Below are 21,922 nucleotides of genomic sequence, written 5' to 3'. Positions count from 1 at the left end.
ATGTTCAAGGTTCGTACAAGCTTCGTTCACGGGAGTCCCCGATGACTGCACGGATTGCTGGCATGCTGACGGCCGCGCTGTTGGCCACGAGTCCCTCGTTCGCCGCGGAGCCACAGGCAGGGCCGATGGATGCAACGTTGCGGGGCTCCAACGGAAAGGAAGTGGCGCTCTCCAGATGGCGGGGAAAACCCGTCATTCTCTTCTATGAGGATCGCCACTCCACGACACTCAACTCGTCCTTGAAGGAGGCCCTGTTCTCCCGGGGGCAGGCGCTGGGGCTGCTGGAGGCGGCCTCCGTGGTGGCGGTGGCCAACCTGGAGTCGTTCGACTTCTTCCCCGCCCGGGGCATCGCGCTGTCCTACGTGCGCGACGAGGAGAAGAAGTGGGGCATTCCCATCCTGGTGGACTTGAAGGGCACCCTGGGCGAGTCGCCGTGGAACCTGCCCACCAAGACGTCCTCGGTGCTGCTGCTGGATGGCAACGGGGCGCTCGTCTACCGGTACTCCGGGCGCATGAAGGAGGGGGACCAGGAGACATTCTTCCAGACGCTCGGCACGCTGCTCGGCCGGGAGATTCCCCAGGAGCCGAAGCCGTGAAGGTCGCCCTCACCGGAGCCAGTGGTTTCCTCGGTCCCCTCTTCGTGCGGCGGCTGCTGGAGAGGGGCCACGGCGTGCACGTGCTGGCGCGAGACGTGGAGCGCACGCTGGGGCGGCTGCCCCAGGGAGTGAGCGGCGCCTTCTTCGACGCGGTCACGCCGCTGTCCCCGGACGCGTTGGGGGGAGCCGAGGCGGTGGTGCACTTGGCGGGCGAGCCGGTGGCCCAGCGGTGGACGGAGAGCGCGCGCAAGCGCATCCACGACAGCCGGGTGGTGGGCACGCGGCTGCTGGTGGAGGCCATGCGGGCGGCGGGCACGGTGCGGCACTTCGTGTCGGCCTCGGCCATCGGCTACTACGGAGACCGGGGCGCGGAGCCGCTCACGGAGAGCAGCCCTCCCGGGGACGACTTCCTCGCGCGGGTGTGCCAGGACTGGGAGGCCGAGGCGCAGCAGGCGGCCGCGGCGGGCATCCGCACGGTGGTGGCGCGCATCGGCGTGGTGCTGCACCCGGAGGGCGGCGCGCTCGCGCAGATGCTGCCCCTCTTCCGCCTGGGCCTGGGCGGGAAGATGGGCTCGGGGCAGCAGTACATGAGCTGGGTGGACCGCGAGGACACGCTGGGCCTGCTGCTCTTCGCGCTGGAGCACCCGGAGCTGACGGGCCCGATGAACGTGACGGCGCCGGAGCCGCTGACGAACGCGGACGTCGCGCGGGCCCTCGGGGCGGCGCTCCACCGGCCGGCGGTGCTGCCAGTGCCCGGCTTCGCCCTGAAGGTGGTGATGGGGCAGATGTCCGAGGCGGTGCTGGGAGGCCAGCGGGTGCTGCCCCGGCGCGCGCTCGAGGCGGGTTACCGCTTCCAGCACCCCGAGCTGCCCGGCGCCCTGCGCGCGATGCTGGGGTGAGGGCGCGGCTTCACGTTTCTTCACGTACGATGGGGTTGCGGCGCACGGGGCGCCGGTGAGTATTCAGACCGCCATGCGCTTCTCGCTGCAATCCCTCATCTTCTTCAGCGTCATGTCCCTGCTCGTGGTGCTGGGGCACCTCTACCTGTACCGCCGGCTCTTCCGCGACACGGCGAAGCACCCCCACTGGCGGCGGGCCGGCGTGGGGCTGATGGGGCTGCTGGCCACGATCATGACGGGCGGGTGGTTCGTGCCGCGCCTGCTGCCCGGGGACACGGCGTCCGTCGTCTCGCAGCTCAACTGGGTCTGGATGGGCCTGGCCATCTACCTGCTGCTGGCGGTGCTGACGCTCGGAGGTGTGCGCACGCTCGGCGGGTGGCTGAAGCGCCGCCGCATGGCGGAGCCGGCCGTGGCCCCCGTGGTGGACGAGGAGCGGCGGCAGTTCCTCGCCCGGACGACGGCGGGCGTGGCGCTGGCGGCCACCGGCGGCATGGCCAGCTACGGCGTGTGGCGCGCCTATCACCCGCCGGTGGTGAACGAGGTGGCGGTGAAGCTGCCCGGCCTGCCCAAGGCGCTGGACGGCTTCAGCATCATCCAGCTCAGCGACGTGCACGTGGGGCCGCTCATCCAGCGCCGCTTCATGGACGCGGTGGTGGCGCAGTGCAACGCGCTCAAGGGCGACCTGGTGTGCATCACGGGAGACCTGGTGGACGGCCGGGTGGCGCAGCTGGCCCACGGCGTGGGCGCGCTCAACAACCTGCGCTCGCGGCACGGTACGTACTTCGTCACCGGTAACCACGAGTACTACTCGGGTGACGAGGAGTGGGCCGAGGCGCTCACGCGCATGGGCATCACGGTGCTGCGCAACCGCCACGTGCGCATCGGCGAGCCGGGGGCCTCGTTCGATCTGGTGGGCGTGGACGACTGGGGCGCCCAGCGCTCCGGCTATCCCGAGCGCAGCTATGACCTGGCGGCGGCCACGGCGGGGAGGGACCCCTCCCGCGCCTCGGTGCTGCTGGCGCACCAGCCCGCGGGCTGGCGCGAGCAGGCGCTGAAGGCGGGCATGGGGCTGCAGCTGTCCGGCCACACGCACGGGGGGCAGTTCTTCCCCTTCAACCTGGTGGTGTCCGCCATCTGGGAGCACGACGCCGGCCTGTTCCGCGAGGGCGACAGTCACATCTACGTGAGCCGCGGCACGGGCTTCTGGGGCCCCCCGCTGCGCGTGGCGGCTCCGCCGGAGATCGTCAAGGTGACGCTGCTGGCCTGACGCGGGGGTGTAACGCGACTCTCGCGGGGTGGGGTAGGATACCCTCCCAGATGCGCAAAGAACCGGCGAAGCGGGAGATCAAGCAGGAGCGCGCGGCTCGGACGCGAGTGGAGATCATGGAGGCGGCCATCACGCTGTTCGCGCGCCGGGGCATCCTGGCGACGACGATGGCGGAGCTGGCCAAGGCCATCCGGATGACCCCCGGGGCGCTCTACTGGCACTTCCCGACGAAAGAGGATCTGCTGCTGGCGGCCATCGAGGAGCTGCACGGGCGCTACATGGCCGGGTTCCAGGACGTCCTGAGCGAGCAGCGCAAGCAGCCGGCCCGGGTCCAGCTCAGGACCTTCATGGAGCTCACGCAGCACTTCCTGCGCCACCACCGTGAGTACGGCATCTTCTTCGGGATGGTGTCGGCGGAGTCGGCGGAGAACAACGACCGGGTGGCCGAGGCCATCCGGGAGAAGCTGGGCATCTACGTCGCGGCGGCGGAGAACATCATCCGCTACGGCCAGAACAAGACGAAGGAGTTCCGGCTGGACGTGGACGCGAAGCAGGCCGCACACAGCATCATCGGCGGCTTCATCGGCGCGGTGCTGCACCAGAACCTGTTCCGCGAGTCGGTGACGTACGACGCCACCCTCACGACGCTGGAGCGGTTGTTGGTGGAAGGCACCGTCACGCGCTGAAACGGCAACGCCCCCCGCGTCACCCGGACTGCGTGACACGGAGGGCGTGAGGACCGCTCGGACGGTCCCGCCCGCCCCTCGCTGGAGGCGGGCAGGTCCGGCGTCAGTTACGGCTGCTCGGTCGGGCTCGACGAGTTCTGCGGATCACGCGTCGCGCGCTGCAGGAAGTCCACCGAGTTGTCGTTGGAGTCGTAGCCGTTGCCCTTCGCCGCGTCGGCGCCGCCCGTGGCCATCGAGGCGGCCGTCGAGGTGGCGAGCGCCTTGCGCTCGAGGCTGCCGCCCGCCGCGGGATGCGCGGGGCCGTACTTGGTCTCGCCACCCACGGCGGTGGTGCCGTAGCCGAGCGTATCCACCGCGTTCGGATCATCGAGCGACGCGCCCACCTCGGGCTTGCCGATGCGCACCGCGCCCGCCGAGCCCGACATGTCGATGGCGTGGGTCGCATCCGGAGTGACAGTGCCCCGGAAGTTGCCGTGGGCGATGAGGAAGTACCCATACGCCGGGATGCTCTTGCCCTCCGGAATCGCGTAGGTGTTCGAGGTGCCGAAGCTCGTCCCGCCCGCGCTCTTGTACTGGAGCTTCCAGCCACTCAGGTCGACGGGCTCGCTGGACGGGTTGTAGAGCTCCACGAACTCGTCCTGCTGCACGTTCGGGCTGGTGCTGCCCGTGGACGGTCCGCGGCCGCTGATCTCGCTGATGACGACGTGCGGAGGCAGCGCCGCGACCTCGATGTTCGCCGAGACCGAGCTGCCCGCGCCCAGGGTGTTGGAGGCCACCAGCTTGCCCGTCAGCTCCGCCTCGCCCGCGGTGAACGTCACATCCACCGTCTTGGCATCCTTGGGGATGGTCACGGTCGCGGGGACCGAGCCCAGCTCGGCGGGCGTGAGGGCGAGCAGCACGGTGAAGCCGTCGGCCTCGGCCGCCTTGTCGAGCGTGAGGGTGAAGGTCCGCGAGGCCTTGGGAATCATCTTGGCCTGGGTGGGGCTGATGCTGACGAGCTTCGGGAAGGGCAGACGCACCGTCACGTTGGCGGTGACCTCCTTCGCGCCGAGCGAGGCCTTGACGGTGCCCGTGCCGCTGCCCGTGGCATCCGCGGTGAAGGTGAAGGAGGCCAGCTCCGCGCCCGCGGGCACCGGCACCACGAGGGGCACCGTGCCGAAGGCCGCACCCGCCGTGGTGGGCGCCGCCACCAGCTTCACGAGCATGTCACCCGGAGCCGGACCATTGAGCGCCACCGTGAACGGCTGGGTGGTGCCCTGGAAGACGATGACCGGGGTCGGGCTGATGCTGACCAGCTCGGGGAGGCTGGCGACCACCTCGATGTTGGAGGTCACGGCCGTGGCGGTGGAGCCCGCCACCTGGGCGGTGAGGGTCCCCGGGCCGGTGCCCGGCGTGGCCGACGTCTTGAAGGTGAAGAGGACCGAGGTGCTGTCGGTTCCGACCGTCACCGTCGCGGGCTCGATGGTGCCGAGCTCCGCGGGCGTCACCACCAGCTCGAGGGCGGTGCCCGCGGGAGCGGGGATGTCCAGGGTCGCCACGACCGTCGCGTCGTTGGACGCAGCGGTGACGATGCGGCCCGGGGTGATCGCGGTGACCGAGGGCTGCTCGGTGGTGCCCAGCACGCGCACCGTGGTCTCCTTGCTCGAGGCACCCAGGGTGGCCGTCAGCTTCACGCTGCCCGCCATCGCCAGGGGGATGAGCTTCACCTCGGCGCTGAGCTGGCCCTTGGGGATGGTCACCGTGCCGCCCTGGGCCACCTGCAGGCTGGCCGTGTCGGACGAGGTGATGGTGACCTGGACGTCCTCACCGTAGGCGCTGGGCAGCGACACCAGGAGCTTCGCCTGCCCGATGATGGAGCAGCCGTTGGGGTCACACGCGGGGTTCACCCGGATGAACTGGGTGGAGCCCGAACCGAAGGAGGCCAGCGGCGGCGGGGGCAGGAGCAGATCGTCCGCGCTGCGCGGCTCGAGCTTGGAGTTGCCGTTGCGCCACTCGAGGACGCCGCGCACGCGGCGGAACTCCGTGCCCACGTCCGGCATGGGGTGCCGGTACATGAGATCATTCACGCGCAGGCCCTGCGTCTCCGAGCCGTCCGCGCGGATGTCGACGACGAACTCGTACGTGGGGGCGTTGTCGGCCGTGCCCGGGGTGGGCTCCTGCTTGGACACGAAGACGTTGGCGACTTCCACCAGCACGCTCTCGAGCGCCGCGGCACGCGCGCCCCCGGTGTTCACGTCGGACGGCGAGACGGCGACGGGCACCGGCAGCGGGGCGGTGCCCAGCTTGGTGAACGTCACGTTGGTGAGCTGGAGCTGCCCGAAGTAGCTCGCCACCAGGGCCGACTTGATCTCGATGAGATCTCCCACCGCGGGCTTGGCGGCGGTGGCGGAGGAGGAGAAGACGTAGGCGCCGGACCAGTCCGGGCCGGACGTCAGGTCCGCCGTGGGCACCTGGACGAAGTAGCTGTTGCCCGCGATGGCCGTCACCACCGCCTTGGGGATGGTGATGGTGTAGCCCATGAGCGGGATGGAGCCGTCCACCGGCTTCTTCACGTCATAGAGGGACACCGAGCACATCTTGTCGTCCGGGTTGGCGGTGGGGCACGCGTCGCACGCGTCACCGTGGCCATCGCCGTCCGTGTCCTTCTGGTCCGCGTTGGCCACGCCGGGGCAGTTGTCGTCGGGGCTGAGCTTGCCGTCGGCGTCCTCGTCCGCCGGGTTGGGCGCCGTGCAGCTGGCGGCGCTGGACAGCGGGCAGGGGTCACACGCATCACCCATGCCGTCGTTGTCGCTGTCCGCCTGCTTGCTGTTGTCCAGGGGGCGGACGGGGTTGAAGACGATGGGGCAGTTGTCCTGGGCGTTGGCAACGCCGTCACCGTCGTAGTCGGCGAGCCGGCGCGTACCGGTGTAGATGGTGGAGCCGTTCTGCGAGGCGGGCACCGGGACGGTGGCCGTGCGCTGGGGCTCGCAGGTGGGCTCGTTCGTCGGGGTCGTGTCACCGCAGAAGAAGAGATCGTAGGCGCTGCTGTTGGCCGCCCTCAGCTCGGCGAGCGTCTTGCCCGTCTCGGACTTCACGCACGCGGCCTTGGTGCTGCCGCACACGGGAAGCTCCTCGCAGGGGTCCGTCGCGCCCACGGTCAGCGCGGCCACGACGTCCTTGTCGCCGTAGAGCGGCTTGCCACCGCGCACGGTGAGGACCACGTCGTCCGCCTTCGCCTCGATGACGGCGCGGTGCGGGGAGTAGGCGAAGGACTTCAGCTTGAAGATGGCCAGGTCCGCCACCTTCTTGGGGGCGATGCGGCCCAGCTTCTCCCACGTCTCCGTCAGGTCCGCGGCGTTCGCGGTGACCATGCGCCACAGCTGCTCGTCGGTGAAGGTCCGCGAGTAGTGCACCTCGTTGAGGTAGCTGGCGCAGCGCAGCTCGCGCAGGATGTTCATGGAGCCCGACTGCAGCCAGTCCGTGCCCAGCGCGATGTTCACGCCCAGCTGCTTGTAGGCGGTGACCATGGCCGTCTCGCCGTACAGCGAGACGTTGGAGCGCGGCGACCAGATGAGGCCCGTGCCCTTCTCGGCCATCTTGGCGATGTCCGCCGCCGTGAGGCCGATGCCGTGGATGATGGCCGTGCGCGGCGTCAGCAGCTGCTGGCTGCCCGTGCCCTCGCCGGAGAGGCAGCGGAACTCGTTCTGCGCCGACGCCGCGATGCCCTCGGCGATGTGCGGCAGGTAGGCCGACAGGGGCGGAATGTCGTTCGGCGTGTCCAGGCTCGTCCGGTAGGCACACCCGCTCGACAGCTCCTCGCCGCCGGAGTCACCGATGGGGAAGGTCTGGAAGTTCAGGTCCGGCTCGGCGAGGCCCTCCTGGGCCGTGCCGGCGGTGTTCAGGTCCCGCAGGAAGCCGGGGCGCCCGCCGCTGCTGGCGATGGAGGTGGTGCCGGACATCACCTGGCGCAGCTCGGCCCAGCGCACGCCGAGGTCGGCCGCGGTGGAGCCCGCCGCCAGCTTCGTGTGCCCGTCATGTGCGGCCCCGCCCACACGCCAGTCGTGGCGGTGCTCGTAGCGCTCCTGGCGCCCGGCCTCCGGGGCCTTCTGGTAGTCGATGTGGTCGTGCGCGTTGATGAGCGCCGGGGAGATGACGCCCTGGGGGCACGCGATGACCGTGGCCGTGGCCGCGGCGGCCTCGGCCGAGCAGTCGCACGCCGAGCACTGGATGATGCCCTTGTCGTCCACCAGCACCTGGCCGCCGTTGAGCGTCTTGCCGTCCATCAGCACCACGCCCTTGTAGAGGCGCGCGGTGCCGGTACCCGCAATCACCTTGCAGGTCTCTCCGGCCGCCGGCTGCTCCGCCTCGCTCACCACCCAGGAGCACTGCTCCTGCGCCGGAAGCGTGGGCACGCAGGTGTTGTCGCACCCGTCACCGTTCACCGTGTTGCCGTCGTCGCACGCCTCGGAGATCTCCCGGACGCCGTTGCCGCACCGGGCCAGCACTTCCTGATCCGGCGGGGTGACGCTGCAATCCTTCTGGCACCCGTCCCCGTCGACGGCGTTGCCGTCGTCACACGCCTCGCCGACCTCCACCTCGTTGTTGCCGCAGACGGGCTGCCGCGCCACGGTGGTGCAGCTGTTGGAACAGCTATCGTCGTCGACGGCGTTGCCGTCGTCACATTGCTCCTTGCCCTCGACGCGGCCATTGCCGCATTCCTCGGGTGGAGTGCACGCTGTGAACAGGAGCAGTCCGGCACTCAACAGTGCCAGGAGATGGCGGGGGTGATTGCGCATGCAGTCCCTGGGGGGGGTTGGGGGTTGGACCTGCTCAGTGGGCCCCCGCTGTGTGACAACGGCGTGAAGCCCACTGAAACATTTGAGCGACACCTTACGCCGGAGGTGGGCCGGGTGAAAATCCGTGCCAGCCGTTTGGAAGCCTGCTTCCCCCCGAAAACGCGCCTCTCAAACGCGCACTCTTGGACAACCCGGCGACTCCAGACATCGGGAACAGTGGCGATCACGCCCCGAAGGTGTTTCTCTGTCTCATCATGGCGCGTTCCCTGCTGCTCTCGCTGCTCGTGCGGCAGCACCTCGCACTCAAGGAGAAGTTCCGGGCCCGCTACCCGCACTGCTGGCTGGTGTGGGAGGCCGGAGTCTGGAACGTCCCGGAGTCCAGCGAGCAGAACCACGGCACCACCCGGCTGCCCACCTCGGATCTCCGCGACTGCCTGCCCTCGGGAGATGCCATGTGCTTCGAGCTGGCGACGGCTCCCGGGCGGGACACGCTGACGCTGGGGCGGGCCTCGCACAACGTCTTCGTCATCAACGACGCCACGGTGTCACGCGAGCACCTGGCGCTCCACGCCCAGCCGGACGGAAGCTGGACGGTGGAGGCGCTGCTCCAGGGCGGGCCGGCCATGCTCAGCGGCAAGCGGATGCGGCCCGGGCAGCACCTGCCGCTGGAGTCCGGCATGCAGCTGCAGCTGGGCGACGTGCGGCTCACCTTCCACGATGCCGAGAGCTTCCACACCCGCATGGGCCACACGGCCGCGCTGATGCTGGCCCACCAGCGAGGCGGGCCCCGGGAGACCCCGGCCTGAGCGGCCCGGGCCTCCGGCCCTGACTAGCGCACGGTGCCCAGCGTGGTGGGGCGCGGCTGGGGAGCGGTGGCCGCGTAGATGACGCCGCCGGCGATCACCGCCACGGCGCCCGCCCCCGCCCACACCCACCACTTCTTCAACAGGCTGTCGCCGCCCTTCACCTCGGACTCGGCCTGCGCGGCCGCCCGGGAGCGCGGCACCAGGGCCCGCTTGCCCTCGCCCTGCTGGACCCGGCGCATGGCGATGGACTCCGCCTGCGCCCGCAGCGCCGCGGCCTTGGCCTGGTCTCTCGCCGTCTCCTCCCGCGCCAGGCGCCGCTCCTGCTCCTTGCGTACCGCCCCGTCCATCTCCGTGATGAGCTCCCGGACCAGCGCGGCGTTGGGCGGCTCCTCCTTCGAGAGCGACAGGTAGCGCCGGTAGAAGAAGGCGGCGCGCTCGGGACGGCCCAGCTGCCGGTGGCACTGGGCGATGTTGAAGAGGAAGCCCGGCAGGGGCATCAGCCGGTACGCCTCGCTGTAGGCGTCCAGGGCCTTCTGGAACTCGGCCAGGTCGTAGGCGATGTTGCCCTCGGAGAACTTCGCGCGGGCCTGCGACTCCACGTGCGCACCCGGCTCCCCGTTGTCGGCGCGCGCGGACAGGGGCGACACGGCGAGCGCCACCGCCACCACCACCGGCAGCACGGAGCGCTCAGCGAGCGAACGGATCAATGACATCATCGCGCACCCCGGGGTTGTGCTTGCTGCGGTGGACATTGGCGCGGACGCCCTCACGGGCATTCTTGTGGCCCGGCTTCTGCTGCGCCTCCGGGACGAGCGGCACCTCGAGCGTCGAGGGCGAGTCGAGCCGCACCTCGTGCTCGCTGGGAGCGAAGCCGGCCAGCTCCACACGCAGGCCCATGGGCTCGGCGGCCGGCGGCAGCTGCTTCACCAGGGGCGTCACCCCGAGCGCCTCGCCGGTGTCGGCGCGCACCACCGTCGCCCCCTCGGGCACCGAGTGCACGGTGAGGGTGATGGGGGCCTGGGCGCCCGCCTCGTGCGCCCCCGCGGCCGAGGAGGCACCCCGCTGCACGCCCCACGCGAGCACGAGCCCCGCGGCGGCCACGGCCACCAGGCCCGCGGCGATCACCGGCCACGGGCGCCGCGCACCGGACAGGGCCGCGGGCACCTCCATGGGCTGGGTGGGCCGCTCGTCTTCAGAGACCACAGGGGGCACGACGGGAGCGCGCGCGGGGGAGAGCCCCCGCTCCGGCCCGGTGTCCGCCAGCAGCGCGGTGATGACCTCGGTGAGCTGCTGCGGCCGGTCCTCGGGCTCCTTGGCCAGGCAGCGCAGGGCGAGCTGGGCCAGCGCCGCCGGCACCGGCTCTCCGGCCGGGGTGTGCGAGGGCAGCGCGGGCGGCGGCTCGGTGAGGACCTTCACCATGAGCTGGCCGAAGTTGGCGGCCTGGAAGGGCGGCTGGCCGCCGAGCAGCTCGTAGAGGACGGTGCCCACCGCGTAGATGTCCGCGCGGTGGTCCACCGGCAGCCCCGCGGCCTGCTCCGGCGACATGTACGTGGGCGTGCCGATGATGGTGCCGTCCAGCGTCCCGTTGGTGGCGTCGGCGGTGAGCACCTTGGCCACCCCGAAGTCGAGCACCTTCACGAAGTCCTGCTGCCCGCCCTTGTGGATGACGAAGAGGTTGTCCGGCTTGATGTCCCGGTGCACCACCCCGAGCTGGTGCGCCGCGCCCAGCGCCGCGCACACCTGCACCAGCATGCGGCGGATGCGCGACACGGAGAGCCGCTCCTCCCTCAGCAGCGCCGAGAGGCTCTGTCCTCGCAGCAGCTCCATCACGCAGTAGACACGTCCGTGCTCCGCGTCCTCGATGAAGTCGAAGATCTCCACGATGTGCTCGTGGTTGATCTGATTGACGGCGCGCGCCTCCTGGAAGAAGCGCTGCACGAAGCCGCTGTCATGGGAGAAGGCGGAGCGCAGCACCTTGAGGGCCACTTGGCGCCCCAGCCGCGTATGGCGCGCCTGGAACACCTGGCCCATGGAGCCCTCGCCCAGCAGGCGCTCCAACTGGTAGCTGCCGAGAATGTCGCCTTCTTGAAGCTCGGGGTCCACGACCGTCGAGCCTTCTGCGGCTTGGAAGCTGCCAGAGAGGACAGTGCCCGAGATGAAGTCGTCGCCGCGCATGGGCGGCAAACCTTTTCATCCTCTCAATTCCCGGCAACCCACACGGCCACGGATGTCGCCAGGGTGACGACTCTTCTGTCCCGCCCAGGGCGGCGGGGACCTCCTGGGAGTCATAAATGAGAACGGGCCCGCCCCGGAGGGCGAGCCCGCGCTCAGGTGCGCATCAGGCGCACACCGTCAGTTGCAATTGCCGCTGGCCTGGCACGTTCCCGCCGCGCCGTTGGTCCGCGTGCAAGCGGTGCCGGCGGGGCAGTCCGTCTTGTCCGCACAATCGCTCAGGCCGTCCCCATCGTTATCGGTGCGGTCGTTGCAGGTGGTCTCCTTCTTGGCGCAGTTCAAGAGGGAACAGCCCGCGCCGCACAGGCCGCTGACGCAGTTGGGGTCCGCGTTGCCGGAGGCGCAGTCGAGCTTGCCGCTGTTGCCATCGTTGTCCTTGCCGTCCGAGCAGAGCACCTCCACCCGCTTGCCGCCCGCGCAGATGGTGCCGTCGCCGAAGTCCTTCCAGTTGCAGTCGGCGTCGGCGCAGTCCGGGTCGCCCTTGCCGTCGTTGTCCAGGCCGTCACCGCACTGGGTCTCCGTGGCGGTGCCACCCACGCACAGGCAGCCCCCGGCGACGCTGCACTCCTTGCCGTTGCAGTCGGAGTCCGCGCAGTCGATGCCCTCGGTGCCATCGTTGTTGAGGCCGTCGGTGCACACGGTCTCCACGGCCTTGCCACCCTGGCAGAGGCAGCCGGTGCCGCACGACAGGCCGGCGCAGTCGGGGTCCGCGCAGTCGGTGCCCTCGTTGCCGTCGTTGTTGAGGCCGTCGCTGCACACGGTCTCCTTCTTGACGTAGCCGGAACAGACGCAGCCGGTGCCACACGACTTGCCGGAGCACTCCTCCTCGACGCAGTCGATGAACCCATCCGGCGTGGGCTCGTTGTCGATGCCGTCGCCGCAGTTGGCCTCGCCAATGGTGCGGCCCACGCAGATGCAGTTCTTGGCCGCATCGCCGGCCTTGCACACGCGCGTCTGGTTGTCGCAGTCGCTGTCGGCGCAGTCCAGGGGGCCGTCGCCGTCGTCGTCGAGGTTGTCGTCGCAGACCTTCTCGCCGCGCGTCTTGCAGGCCCCATCCACGCACAGCTGCGTCACGGCGTTGCAGAAGTTGCCGCACCGGCCGCAGTTGGCGATGTCCGTCTGGAGGTTGAAGCCCTCGTCCGTCACGCCGTCGCAGTCGTCATCGGCGCCGTTGCACGTCTCGGCGGCGGCGGGCACCACCTCGCCGGAGCAGACCACGGAGCCGTTGGCGCCGCAGGCCACCTTGCCGGCCTTGCAGCTGCCCTGGTCACGCGTGCCCTCGGGGCCGGTGTAGCAGCTGGCCTCGGGCAGGTCATCCGGCTGGCCGTTGCAGTTGTCGTCGGCGCCATTGCACACCTCGGTGGTGGGCGTGCAGCAGTAGCCGCGCTGGCCCGTGCGGGGAGCGCAAACCACGCCGTCGGCGGCGCAGTCCTCGGCGCTGTCGCAGCTGAAGACGGTGGAGTCCGGGAGCTCCGGCACCCAACAGCCCGCCGCGGACAGCGCGAGCACCAGACAGCACAAGAGGGAAGAGAAGGACTTCATGTTCAGAAGCTCCCGCCAATGACGAGGTGGAGGACCGTGCCGCTGGTGCCCTTCCCGCTGGACACGGGGGCCACCGAGGAGGACACCGGCTCGGAACGCGCCGGGACGACGAGGAGCCACAGCAGGCTGCCGCCCGCCACCGCGCCACCGCCCGCCATGAGCGCCGTGGAGACCATCGACTGCTGCCGTGCGGCCAGGTACTCGGTGCGCGAGAGGTCCATCACCCCGTCCCCGTTGGCGTCCTGCACCTTGCCCTGCAGGCCCATGCCCATGGCCACGCCCGCGCCCACCGCCGCCAGCCCCAGCACCGTGGTGTAGAAGGCAGGACGGCCGAAGACGGAGGGGCCACCGGAGGACTTCGACTTCTTCTTCACGGCCACGGCGTCCGCCGGGGGCCCTTCGGGCGCGGGGCCATTGAGCTCCAGCCGCACCGCCACCTCCTGCGTCTCACCCGGCGCCAACGTGAGCGTCTTCGTATAGGTGGAGTACTCGTCGGCCTCCACGATGAGCTGCACCTCGCCGGGGGGCAGCTTCGCCTCGACGGTGCCCACGCCCAGCATGCGCTCGCCCACGCGCACCACCGCCTGCGATACGTTGCTGGACACCTTCAGCATGGAGCGCTGCCGGGCCAGGTCCGTCACGCGCTTGGACAGCACGGCGCCCGCCTCGCGGATGAAGTTGCTGTCGGTGGGCTTGCGGCCCGTCACCACGTCCGTCTCCACCACGCCCCGGTCCCGGTCATACGTCCACAGCCGCAGCGTCCAGCCCTCGTCCTCGAGCGCCAGGCGCGCCGTGGTGAGCAGGTCCGCGTCGAGCGTGTCCGCCGGTCCGCTCAAGCACGAGGCCTCCTCGCAGCGCAGGGCGGCCGCGTAGTCCGCGCCGAGCTGCTCGCGGGCCTCGGCGGGGTCGGAGGCCTTCGCCACCCGGCCGGTGCGCAGCGCCACCGCCTCGAGCCAGCCCATCCACCGCTTGGCCTGCGCGGCACCCGCGCGCTCGGGCGTGTCCAGCCCCACCAGCGCGAAGCGCGGCTGCAGGTCCGCTCCGGGCGTGCCGTTGCTCAAGTCCAGGCCCAGCCCCAGGCCGCCCTCGGAGTCCTGCGGCGTGCCCTCTCCGCCCTCCTGGGTCTGCTCGTTGCTCTGGGCGTTCGAATCACCGGACAGGTCCAACCCGAGGCCCTGGGCGCTGGCCGGGCCCGCGCTCAGCGCGAGTGCCAGCAGGCCGGCCACATACACGACGGGGATACGCATGGGCACTGTTCTACCCCGAACAGCCCACGCTGCGGAGCGCCGCCCGCCACCCAGCATGCTCCTGCCACGGGAGCAGGCAGGTGACGGACGGGCGCGGGGCCGCCATGTAGCCCCTAAACCCACCTCTGACTTCCCCGTCTGGAGGCGGCAGACTGCCGGCGCGGAGGGAGTCACCATGTCGAGGGCTGTGACGGAGTCGTCTGGCGGCGGCAAGCACCGGAGGGTGGCCGGGTACCTCGGCTCGCTCGCGTTCCACGTCATCTACGTGACGCCCATCTTCTGGTTCGTGGAGCTGCTGCAGAACCAGCTCTACTGGAAGCTCACCGGCGAGCCCGGATGGACCTATCCGCTCTCGCCCTACCACTGGTTCTCCTTCGAGAGCCTGGGGCTGTGGGCAGGCTCGGTGAGCCTCATCTGGTGCTTGAACTTCTTCTGGTTCCTGCGCCGGGACGTGGGGCTGGTGAAGCGGATGATCATCGCCGGGACGCTCTGCTTCGCGGGCGAGTGGCTGGCGGGCTTCGTCGCCGACCGGGTGCTGGGCCATCCTTTGCAGATCTGGACGAACGCGCCGCTCGTCTACATCAAGTTCAGCGCGCTCTTCTTCTGGTGGTGGGACGTGCTGCTGTACGAGCTGCTGACGGTGGACATCGCCCGCCTGGGCCGGCCCGCACCGGTGACGCCGGAGCCGGGCGGCGAGCAGGGCGTTCAGTCCCCCAGCCGGTAGAGATGGTGAGGACTCGCCCATGGATGGGGGTGCTGCTCGGGCTTGGGCTGCTGACCACCGGCTGCGCGTCGCTGAACACGCCGCGCGTGGCTGCCGCGCTCGCATTGGCTGAAGGGCTGGGTGAGGAGCATCCGCTCGCCCTGCCCTCCCCGACGGAGCCCGAGGACTCGGAAGGATTGCACCCCCGAGGCTCCCGTGAGGCCGTGACGGATGCGGGCCTGAGCGCCTTCTCGGCCCACGTGGCGTTTGTTGGTGCCGTGGAGGAGGTCTCCGCCTCCACGCGCCGCGTCTCCAGCGAGCTCTCCAGACTCGAGGCCAGCTACCCGGGCATTGCCGGGGTGGGCAACGGCCTCTTCCTCGACTACGTCGGCTATGGACAACGCCAGCTGCGGTGGATGGACGCCGAGCTGGCCGCCGCCACCCGGCTGGCCACCGCCGCCTCGCAAGTGGAAGACGCGGACATGCAGCTGGCCCTGCTGCGCCTGGCTGGCCCTCGGCTGGAGGCCGCCATGATGGGCTCCCTCCTGCTGGCCGTCTGGTGTGACTTCCTCCGCCTCACCGACGCCACGCTCTCCCGGCGCCTCTACGGCGTGGAGACGCTGTTCATGAGGATGGACCGCTGGCAGAAGATGCTCGAGCCGGCCATGACGGCGCTCTCCTCGCTGGAGCCGGGGCAGGTGGAGGCAGCGGCGCAGGACATGCCCGCCCTGGTGGGCCATCTCACCCGCGAGTTCGATGCCCTGCATGCGGCCGTGCTCAGGGGGGCGGAGGCGCGCCAGAAGATGCTGGTGCTCAAGGAGTTCATCGAGGCGCTCACGACACTGTCCGTGCTCAAGTTCACGCTGCCCGCGCTGCGTGCGGCCACGCCCCTCACGCTCGGCATGGGCTTCATGGTGGGCGGTGGCGGCGTGATGATGGGCACGCGCATCGTCGTCTCCGCCGAGTGGGTGGAGATGATGAACCGGCTGGTGCGCGCGGGCGTGCTGTCGCTGCCGGCCGTGAGCGCCGCGGTGCGGATTCAGGCCGGGCAGGTGCTGATGGCGCACGGCGAGCTCCCGCGGGGCGTGCGCGACGCGCTGGGCGATGGGCCCGAGGTGCGGGGCATGCGCGTGACGGACAGGGCGGGGGCCGGCATGGCCGAGTCACCGCGGCACCACGTCATGCCCAAGGAGTTCCGCGAGTGGTTCGAGAAGCGCGGCTTCACCGTCGAGATGGACATCGACCAGTTCTGCGTGAAGCTGGAGCAGGCACACCACCAGGCCATCCACGGCGGTGGAAACTGGAAGCTGGGGCGCACATGGCCTGACGAATGGAATCAGATGATCATGACCGTACTGCGCCAAGCTGAATCCAAGGCAGGCCGGATGTTGACGCCGGATGCGATTCTCAAACTCGTCGCAAGAGAGATGAAGCGCTATAAAATCCCGATGAACTTCGTCCCCGGGAGCAGGTGATGAACGAGGGCCGTTCCTGGCGGGGCAACTGGGCGACCCGCCTGTATGAGCGGGTGCGTGAGCGCGGTTATGCTTCACTTACCGCCTTCGCTGACGCACACCCCACCCTCCCACTGGTTGAGTTGGCCGAGGTACTGGGGGACGACTTCAATGCGGTGCAGGTCTTCAAGGGGCTGGTTGACGAGGCGGAGCGAAGCCATCAGGTGACTCGCCTGGTACGCGGCCAACTCGTGCGTGAACTACACGAGAGCTTCCCTGACGGTTGGCCGGCCGTAACGAACGACGAGGCCCGTATGGAAGTTGCCATGGCGCTCGGCTCCTGGTTTGGCTTCACTCCGGTGACTCATCAGGGGCGCGTCGACCGGGTGAGCGATGCGCTTCTCGCGACGCCGCCGCCGCCCGGGTGGCGCCCGCTCGGCCCCGACGACGAGCTGCTCCTCACGCTCCTGCCCGACGAAGAAGTCTGAACCCCGCTGGGAGCGGAGCCGTTGCCAGCCCCGCTCCCATCCTCGTGCTACCCCGCGAGCGACGCGAGGTAGCGCGCCAGCGCCTGGGCCTTGGGAATCAGGGTGTCCACCTCGATGAACTCGTCCACCGTGTGGAAGCCCTTGCCCCGGGGGCCCAGCCCGTCGATGGACGGAATCCCCATCGCGGACGAGGTGCTCGCATCCGAGCCGCCGCCCACCAGCGGCGCCTCGCCATGGCCCAGCCCCGAGGCATGCGCGCACGCCCCATACGCCGCCATCAGCGCCGCCGAAGCCTCGGTGCGCTCCAGCGGCTCGCGCGCCACCCCGCCCTTCACCTCGATGCGCGTGCCGGGAACGCTGGCCGCGGCCTCCTCGGCCGCCTGACGGAAGCGCTGCACCAGATCCTCCCCGTCCGCGCGCGTGCAGAAGCGCAAGTCCACCTCCGCCACCGCGTGGTCCGGCACCGTGTTCTTCCCCTGCCCGCCCGTCACCTTGCCCACGTTGACGGTGATGCCGCGCGGGTAGTCGGTGAGCTGCTGCACCCGGTCCACGAAGCGGGCGAGCGCCCACAGCGCATTGGCCCCCTCCTGGTGCGCGTTGCCCGCGTGGGCCGCCTTGCCGTGCGCCACCGCGGTGGCCATGCCCGTGCCCTTGCGCCGGGTGATGATGGCGTCCGCGGCCCGGCCGGACTCGAAGACGAGACACCCCTTCGCCCCGGCGATGGCCTTGCGGATGACGTCCGCGCCCTCGGGTGAGCCCACCTCCTCGTCCGACACCACCACCAGCCGCAGCGGGGGCAGCTTCCCGAGGCCCCCCGACGCCGCGAGCGCCTTGAGCGTCCAGGCGATGACGACGAGCCCGCCCTTCATGTCCAGCACGCCCGGGCCGCGCCGCAGCGCCCCGTCCTTGCGGTAGCCCTCGAACTTGCCCGGCGGGAACACCGTGTCCAGGTGGCCCACCAGCGCCACCGGCTCGAGCCCCGCCCTGCCCTCCGAGCGGAACACCAGGTGGTCCGCATACCGCGTGCTCGGCACCACCTCGGCCGCCAGCCCCGGCATGGCGAACTGCTCGCGCAGCAGGGCACCCACCTTGCGGCCCCCCTCCGCGTTCTCCGTCCAGGAGTTCACCTCCACCAGCGCGGCGAGCGCTTCTTCCATCTCCCCCAGCCTGCCCACCAGCCAGCTGGCCGCCGCTTCACCCATCTCGCGCATCGTCCTCGGCCTCCCGCCGAAAAGTCTCGTGCCCCGGGGTGCATCCCCGGTTGCAACCCGGGCATATGCCAGGCCCCCGCCTCCAGGGAAGGTGCCCCGGCGCCCGCCCGCCAGACGCCCCGGCATGGGCCACCCGGGGGAAGGAAGCTTGCCGGGGACGGTGGGGGTCCGCACCTCAAGAGGCAGGAGGATGAACGATGGCGGACGCGCTGTGGATATTGGTGGCCAATGGGAGCCGGGCCAAGCTCTTCGCGACGGACGAGCGCGCGGAGGTGTGGGACCTGCGGGAGGAGTTCCAGCACGAAGAGAGCCGGTCCATGTCCCGGCAGCTGCTCAACCAGCCGGACAACCCCAACGCCGGCTCCCTGCACAAACCCCAACCCGAGAACCAGCCTGATGCTCGCCAGCAGCTGGAGATCGACCGCTTCGCCCGCGAGCTCGCCGCCCGCCTGGAACGGGGCCTCAACGACCACGCCTACGACAGGCTGGTGATCGCCGCCCCGCCCGGAATGCTCGGCCTGCTGCGCAAGCTCGTCAGCACCCGCGTGCACCAGCGGCTGATGCTGGACTTCCGGGCGGACTACATGAACGTGCCGGACCGCGAGCTGCCCGAGCGCATCCCGCTCTCCTAGGTAGGCAAGCGGGCAGGCAGAAGGCCCGGAGCGCGTCCCCGCTCCGGGCCCCGTCCGTTGGGGCCCCCACCTGGCCCTACACCCGGCAACGAGCCCCCTCCGCTCGGGCGCGCGCCGTGGTACAGGTGGGAGGGGCGCCGGCTGGAGGACATTGGGGTCCCTCCCGGCGCCATACGTCACGAGATTCATGAGACTTCCCCTGATCGGCACCCTCAAGCTGCGTGGCCGCCTGACGCTGTACGTCACCCTGCTGGCCGTCGCGCCGCTGTTCATCTCCACCTGGCTGGGGGTGAGCATCACCCAGGAGATGATGCAGGAGCAGGTGCACGAGATGCTCCGCATCGAGGCGGAGGGCCTGAAGGATCTGGTGGAGGCCTCGCTGGCGGAGCGCGAGACGAGCGTGCGCAGCTGGGCGGAGGACGCGCTGCTGCGCGAGTCGCTGCAGCGCAACAGCTACGCGCTGAGCGACGCGGTGCTGTCGCGGCTGCAGCTGCGCTACACCACCTTCACCGGGCTGGTGCTCTTCACCGAGGACGGCAAGGCCGTGTCCGCCAGCACGCCAGCGCTGCGCGAGTCCTTCGAGGGCCAGGAGGCGGCGGTGCGCGACGCGCCCTGGTTCAAGGCGGCCCAGCAGGGGCGCTTCACCAGCGCGACGCTCACCCAGGAGGATCCCGTCTTCGGCATGCAGGTGCTGCACCTGGCCGCGCCGGTGATGGAGTCGCGGGGCGGGCGGCGCATGGGCGTGCTGCTGGCGGCGTATGACTGGGGCCAGGTGGGCGAGGTGGTGAAGGCCGCGCTGGCCCGCGCCCGCTCGCGCAAGAACGAGAGCTTCGCCCTGGAGGTGCGCAACGGCGCGGGCAGCGTGCTCTTCGACTCGCGCGGCGAGAAGGCCTGGAGCATCCCCAACGCCGTGGCCGTGGAGGCCATCAACGGGCCGGAGATTCCGGACGTAGGCGACGGCTGGCGCTTCGTGGCGCTCTCGGACCCGGAGGAGGTCTACGCCACGATGAACAAGCTGCGCGCCGGTACCGCGGCGGGGGTGATGGCCGCGGCGGCCCTGGCCATCCTGGCCGCCCTGCTGCTCTCGCGCGGCATCACCGCGCCCATCACCCGGCTGAGCCAGGTGGTGCGCCGCATCGTGCAGGAGGGAGACCTCACCCAGAAGCCCGACGTGCGCTCGGACGACGAGGTGGGCGAGCTGGCCCGCTCCTTCGTGCAGTTGGTGGACCACCTGCGCGAGACGACCGAGAGCCTCCAGCGCGGCACCCAGGTGCTCACCGACACCGTGGCCGAGCTGACGCGCGCCGCCGAGCAGGAGGAGAGCAACCTCACCCGCCAGGCGGCCGCGCTGCAGCAGACGCAGGTGACGGCGCAGGAGATCAAGCAGACGTCGGAGGTGGCCGCCGATCGCGCCGCCGCGGTGCTCATGGTGGCCTCGCGCGCCGAGGAGCTGGGCCAGGGCGGCGTCCGCGCGCTGGCCGAGAGCATGAACGGCTTCCAGACGCTGCGAGATCAGGTGAACGAGATGTCCGAGCAGATCAGCGGGCTCAACGAGCGCGCCCAGCGCATCGGCGGCATCACCCTGACGGTGAAGGGGCTGGCGGACCGCTCCAACATGCTGGCGCTCAACGCCGCCATCGAGGCGGTGCGCTCCGGTGAGCACGGCAAGGGCTTTGGCATCGTGGCCAAGGAGATCCGCACCCTGGCCAACCAGTCCATCCAGTCCACCGGGCAGGTGGGCGGCCTGCTCGAGGACATCACCCAGGCCATCCACAAGACGGTGGAGCTCAGCGAGCAGGGCAAGCTGCGCATGGAGGCGGGCCTGACGCAGGCGCGCACCAGCGGCGAGAGCATCGAGGCGCTCAGCGGCATCGTGCAGGACAACATGAACGCGGTGCGGCAGATCTCCAACGCCGTGAGCCAGCAGAACGCCGGCATCAATGAGATCTTCGGCGCGCTGACGGACCTCTCCAGCCTGATGCACGACACCATGGTGGGGCTGCAGGCCACCCAGCGCGTCTCCCAGTCGCTGCGCGAGGTGGCCGAGCAGATGCAGCACGTGGCGCGCAGCTACCGGGTATGACACCGGATATAACAAGGGGCCCATGAGCCCTCCGCCCCGCGCCGTCCTGCTGGATCTCGGCAACGTCCTGGTCTTCCACGACAACGGCCTGCTGTTCCGCAGGCTGGGAGCGAGGGCGGGACTGCCCGCCGCCGAGGCCGAGCGCCGGCTGGCGGGGGCGGGCTGGACGGCGGCCAACCGGGGCCTGCTCGGCGCCGAGGGCATCCGGCGCACCGTGTGCGAGGCGCTGGGGGCGGATGTGCCCGCCGAGGAGTTCAACGCCCTGTGGAGCAGCCACTTCACCGTGCACGAGGAGGTACTGCCGCGGGTGGAGGGGCTGGTGGGGCGGGTGAAGCTGGTGCTGCTGTCCAACACCAACGTGCTGCACGTGGCGTACTTGCGGCCGAGGCTGCCGCTGCTGGAGCGCTTCGACCACCTGGTGCTCAGCTGCGAGGTGGGCCACGTGAAGCCCGAGCCCTCCATCTACCAGGAGGCCCTGAAGCACGCGGGCTGCGAGCCGCACGAGGCCGCCTTCTTCGACGACATCCCCGAGTTCGTCCAGGCCGCGAACGCGCTGGGCATCCGCGGCCACCTCTTCACCACCGCCGCGTCCTTCGACGCGCAGCTCGAGGCGATGGGGCTGTAGCCCGCCCCTACTTCTTCTCGTAGCGCGCCACGGGCGGCTCGTTGCGGGCGGCCTCCGTCCAGGCCTTCATGGCCGGCAGGGCGAGCACCGCATCACGGTAGGCGGCGCCCACCGCGTCCAGCTCCACGTCATAGGTGACGAAGCGCGTGACGACGGGCGCGTAGAAGGCGTCCGCGATGGAGAAGGCGCCGAAGAGGAACGGCCCGCCCTGCCCGAAGCGCGAGCGGCACTCCTTCCACAGCGCGGTGATGCGGGCGATGTCCTCGGCGACGCCAGGAGCGCGGCCCTCGCCGGGCTTGCGGGCGTGGAGGTTCATCGGCATGTGGTTGCGCAGGGCGGCGAAGCTCGAGTGCATCTCCGCGGTGACGGAGCGGGCCAGGGCGCGGGCGGCGCTGTCCTGGGGCCACAGCTTCGCCTGGGGGAACTGCTCGGCCAGGTACTCGCAGATGGCCAGCGAGTCCCAGATGACGAGCTCGCCGTGCAGCAGCGCCGGCACCCGGCCACTGGGCGAGTACTTCGCGATGAGGGCGGCGGTGTCCGCCTGGCCCAGCGGCACCACCACCTCGCGGAAGGGCTGCCCGGTGTGGGCGAGCGCGAGGTAGGGCCGCAGCGACCAGGACGAGTAGTTCTTCGAGGCGACGACGAGGGTGAGCTCTTTCATGGGGGCGCACCTTAT

General features: G+C 70.5%; 18 protein-coding genes. 11 read left to right on the top strand and 7 right to left on the bottom strand.

Annotation, left to right across the window (positions count from 1 at the left end):
• The first annotated feature begins 41 nt into the window (after nt 1-41).
• From NR798_RS06525 to NR798_RS06510, 4 genes are all read left to right on the top strand, one after another.
• Entirely contained in the window at nt 42-596 is a 555-nt protein-coding gene (locus NR798_RS06525; protein WP_375770551.1) for a peroxiredoxin family protein, read from the top strand.
• Nucleotides 593-1,495 (top strand): TIGR01777 family oxidoreductase, encoded by a 903-nt coding sequence (locus tag NR798_RS06520; RefSeq protein WP_375770550.1) that lies wholly within the window; start codon nt 593-595, stop codon nt 1,493-1,495. Before NR798_RS06525 ends, NR798_RS06520 begins: the two co-directional genes overlap by 4 nt.
• Before the next feature lie 73 nt (nt 1,496-1,568).
• Entirely contained in the window at nt 1,569-2,762 is a 1,194-nt protein-coding gene (locus tag NR798_RS06515) for a metallophosphoesterase (RefSeq protein WP_375770549.1), read from the top strand.
• A 50-nt stretch (nt 2,763-2,812) separates the two neighbouring features.
• On the top strand, nt 2,813-3,448 hold the full coding sequence (locus NR798_RS06510) for a TetR/AcrR family transcriptional regulator (RefSeq protein WP_375770548.1): 636 nt from the start codon (nt 2,813-2,815) through the stop codon (nt 3,446-3,448).
• A gap of 107 nt (nt 3,449-3,555) precedes the next feature.
• On the opposite strand, the gene NR798_RS06505 is transcribed toward NR798_RS06510, so the two are convergent.
• Nucleotides 3,556-8,223 carry a lamin tail domain-containing protein gene (locus NR798_RS06505; RefSeq protein ID WP_375770547.1) on the bottom strand — a complete coding sequence of 1,556 codons (4,668 nt, stop codon included), beginning with the start codon at nt 8,221-8,223 and terminating at the stop codon, nt 3,556-3,558.
• 254 nt (nt 8,224-8,477) lie between these two features.
• On the opposite strand from NR798_RS06505, the gene NR798_RS06500 reads away from it, so the two are divergent.
• Nucleotides 8,478-9,029, top strand: coding sequence for an FHA domain-containing protein (locus NR798_RS06500; protein WP_375770546.1), 552 nt, complete (start codon nt 8,478-8,480; stop codon nt 9,027-9,029).
• Between the two features lie 23 nt (nt 9,030-9,052).
• On the opposite strand, the gene NR798_RS06495 is transcribed toward NR798_RS06500, so the two are convergent.
• From NR798_RS06495 to NR798_RS06480, 4 genes are all read right to left on the bottom strand, one after another.
• Nucleotides 9,053-9,742 carry a tetratricopeptide repeat protein gene (locus NR798_RS06495; protein ID WP_375770545.1) on the bottom strand — a complete coding sequence of 230 codons (690 nt, stop codon included), beginning with the start codon at nt 9,740-9,742 and terminating at the stop codon, nt 9,053-9,055.
• A complete protein-coding gene (locus NR798_RS06490) occupies nt 9,717-11,204 on the bottom strand; it encodes a protein kinase (protein ID WP_375770544.1) in 1,488 nt (495 codons plus the stop codon). Before NR798_RS06490 ends, NR798_RS06495 begins: the two co-directional genes overlap by 26 nt.
• Before the next feature lie 177 nt (nt 11,205-11,381).
• A complete protein-coding gene (locus NR798_RS06485; RefSeq protein WP_375770543.1) occupies nt 11,382-12,803 on the bottom strand; it encodes a MopE-related protein in 1,422 nt (473 codons plus the stop codon).
• A 2-nt stretch (nt 12,804-12,805) separates the two neighbouring features.
• Nucleotides 12,806-14,050: a PEGA domain-containing protein gene (locus NR798_RS06480; RefSeq protein ID WP_375770542.1), complete on the bottom strand. Its 1,245-nt coding sequence runs from the start codon at nt 14,048-14,050 to the stop codon at nt 12,806-12,808.
• Nucleotides 14,051-14,225: 175 nt separating this feature from the next.
• On the opposite strand from NR798_RS06480, the gene NR798_RS06475 reads away from it, so the two are divergent.
• The 3 genes from NR798_RS06475 to NR798_RS06465 are packed head-to-tail and all read left to right on the top strand — an operon-like array spanning nt 14,226 to nt 16,695.
• Entirely contained in the window at nt 14,226-14,774 is a 549-nt protein-coding gene (locus NR798_RS06475) for a hypothetical protein (RefSeq protein WP_375770541.1), read from the top strand.
• A 23-nt stretch (nt 14,775-14,797) separates the two neighbouring features.
• On the top strand, nt 14,798-16,228 hold the full coding sequence (locus NR798_RS06470; RefSeq protein ID WP_375770540.1) for a DUF2380 domain-containing protein: 1,431 nt from the start codon (nt 14,798-14,800) through the stop codon (nt 16,226-16,228).
• Nucleotides 16,228-16,695, top strand: coding sequence for an NUDIX hydrolase (locus NR798_RS06465; RefSeq protein ID WP_375770539.1), 468 nt, complete (start codon nt 16,228-16,230; stop codon nt 16,693-16,695). Before NR798_RS06470 ends, NR798_RS06465 begins: the two co-directional genes overlap by 1 nt.
• 47 nt (nt 16,696-16,742) lie before the next feature.
• On the opposite strand, the gene NR798_RS06460 is transcribed toward NR798_RS06465, so the two are convergent.
• Nucleotides 16,743-17,906 carry a M20 family metallopeptidase gene (locus NR798_RS06460; protein WP_375770538.1) on the bottom strand — a complete coding sequence of 388 codons (1,164 nt, stop codon included), beginning with the start codon at nt 17,904-17,906 and terminating at the stop codon, nt 16,743-16,745.
• A gap of 197 nt (nt 17,907-18,103) precedes the next feature.
• Between NR798_RS06460 and NR798_RS06455 the strand changes: the two genes are divergently transcribed.
• The 3 genes from NR798_RS06455 (at nt 18,104) to NR798_RS06445 (ending at nt 21,246) form a co-directional block, all read left to right on the top strand.
• Nucleotides 18,104-18,538 (top strand): host attachment protein, encoded by a 435-nt coding sequence (locus NR798_RS06455; protein ID WP_375770537.1) that lies wholly within the window; start codon nt 18,104-18,106, stop codon nt 18,536-18,538.
• Nucleotides 18,539-18,725: 187 nt separating this feature from the next.
• Nucleotides 18,726-20,621 carry a methyl-accepting chemotaxis protein gene (locus tag NR798_RS06450; protein WP_375770536.1) on the top strand — a complete coding sequence of 632 codons (1,896 nt, stop codon included), beginning with the start codon at nt 18,726-18,728 and terminating at the stop codon, nt 20,619-20,621.
• A 22-nt stretch (nt 20,622-20,643) separates the two neighbouring features.
• Nucleotides 20,644-21,246 (top strand): HAD family hydrolase, encoded by a 603-nt coding sequence (locus tag NR798_RS06445; RefSeq protein ID WP_375770535.1) that lies wholly within the window; start codon nt 20,644-20,646, stop codon nt 21,244-21,246.
• 7 nt (nt 21,247-21,253) lie between these two features.
• Here NR798_RS06445 and NR798_RS06440 read toward each other — a convergent pair whose 3' ends face one another.
• A complete protein-coding gene (locus tag NR798_RS06440; protein ID WP_375770534.1) occupies nt 21,254-21,907 on the bottom strand; it encodes a glutathione S-transferase family protein in 654 nt (217 codons plus the stop codon).
• Nucleotides 21,908-21,922: the final 15 nt, after the last annotated feature.

This window comes from Archangium gephyra, assembly GCF_042230915.1.
Taxonomy (GTDB): domain Bacteria; phylum Myxococcota; class Myxococcia; order Myxococcales; family Myxococcaceae; genus Archangium; species Archangium gephyra_B.
The sequence above is the reverse complement of the archived record's forward strand: the minus strand, read 5'-3'. Positions and strand labels throughout refer to the sequence as shown.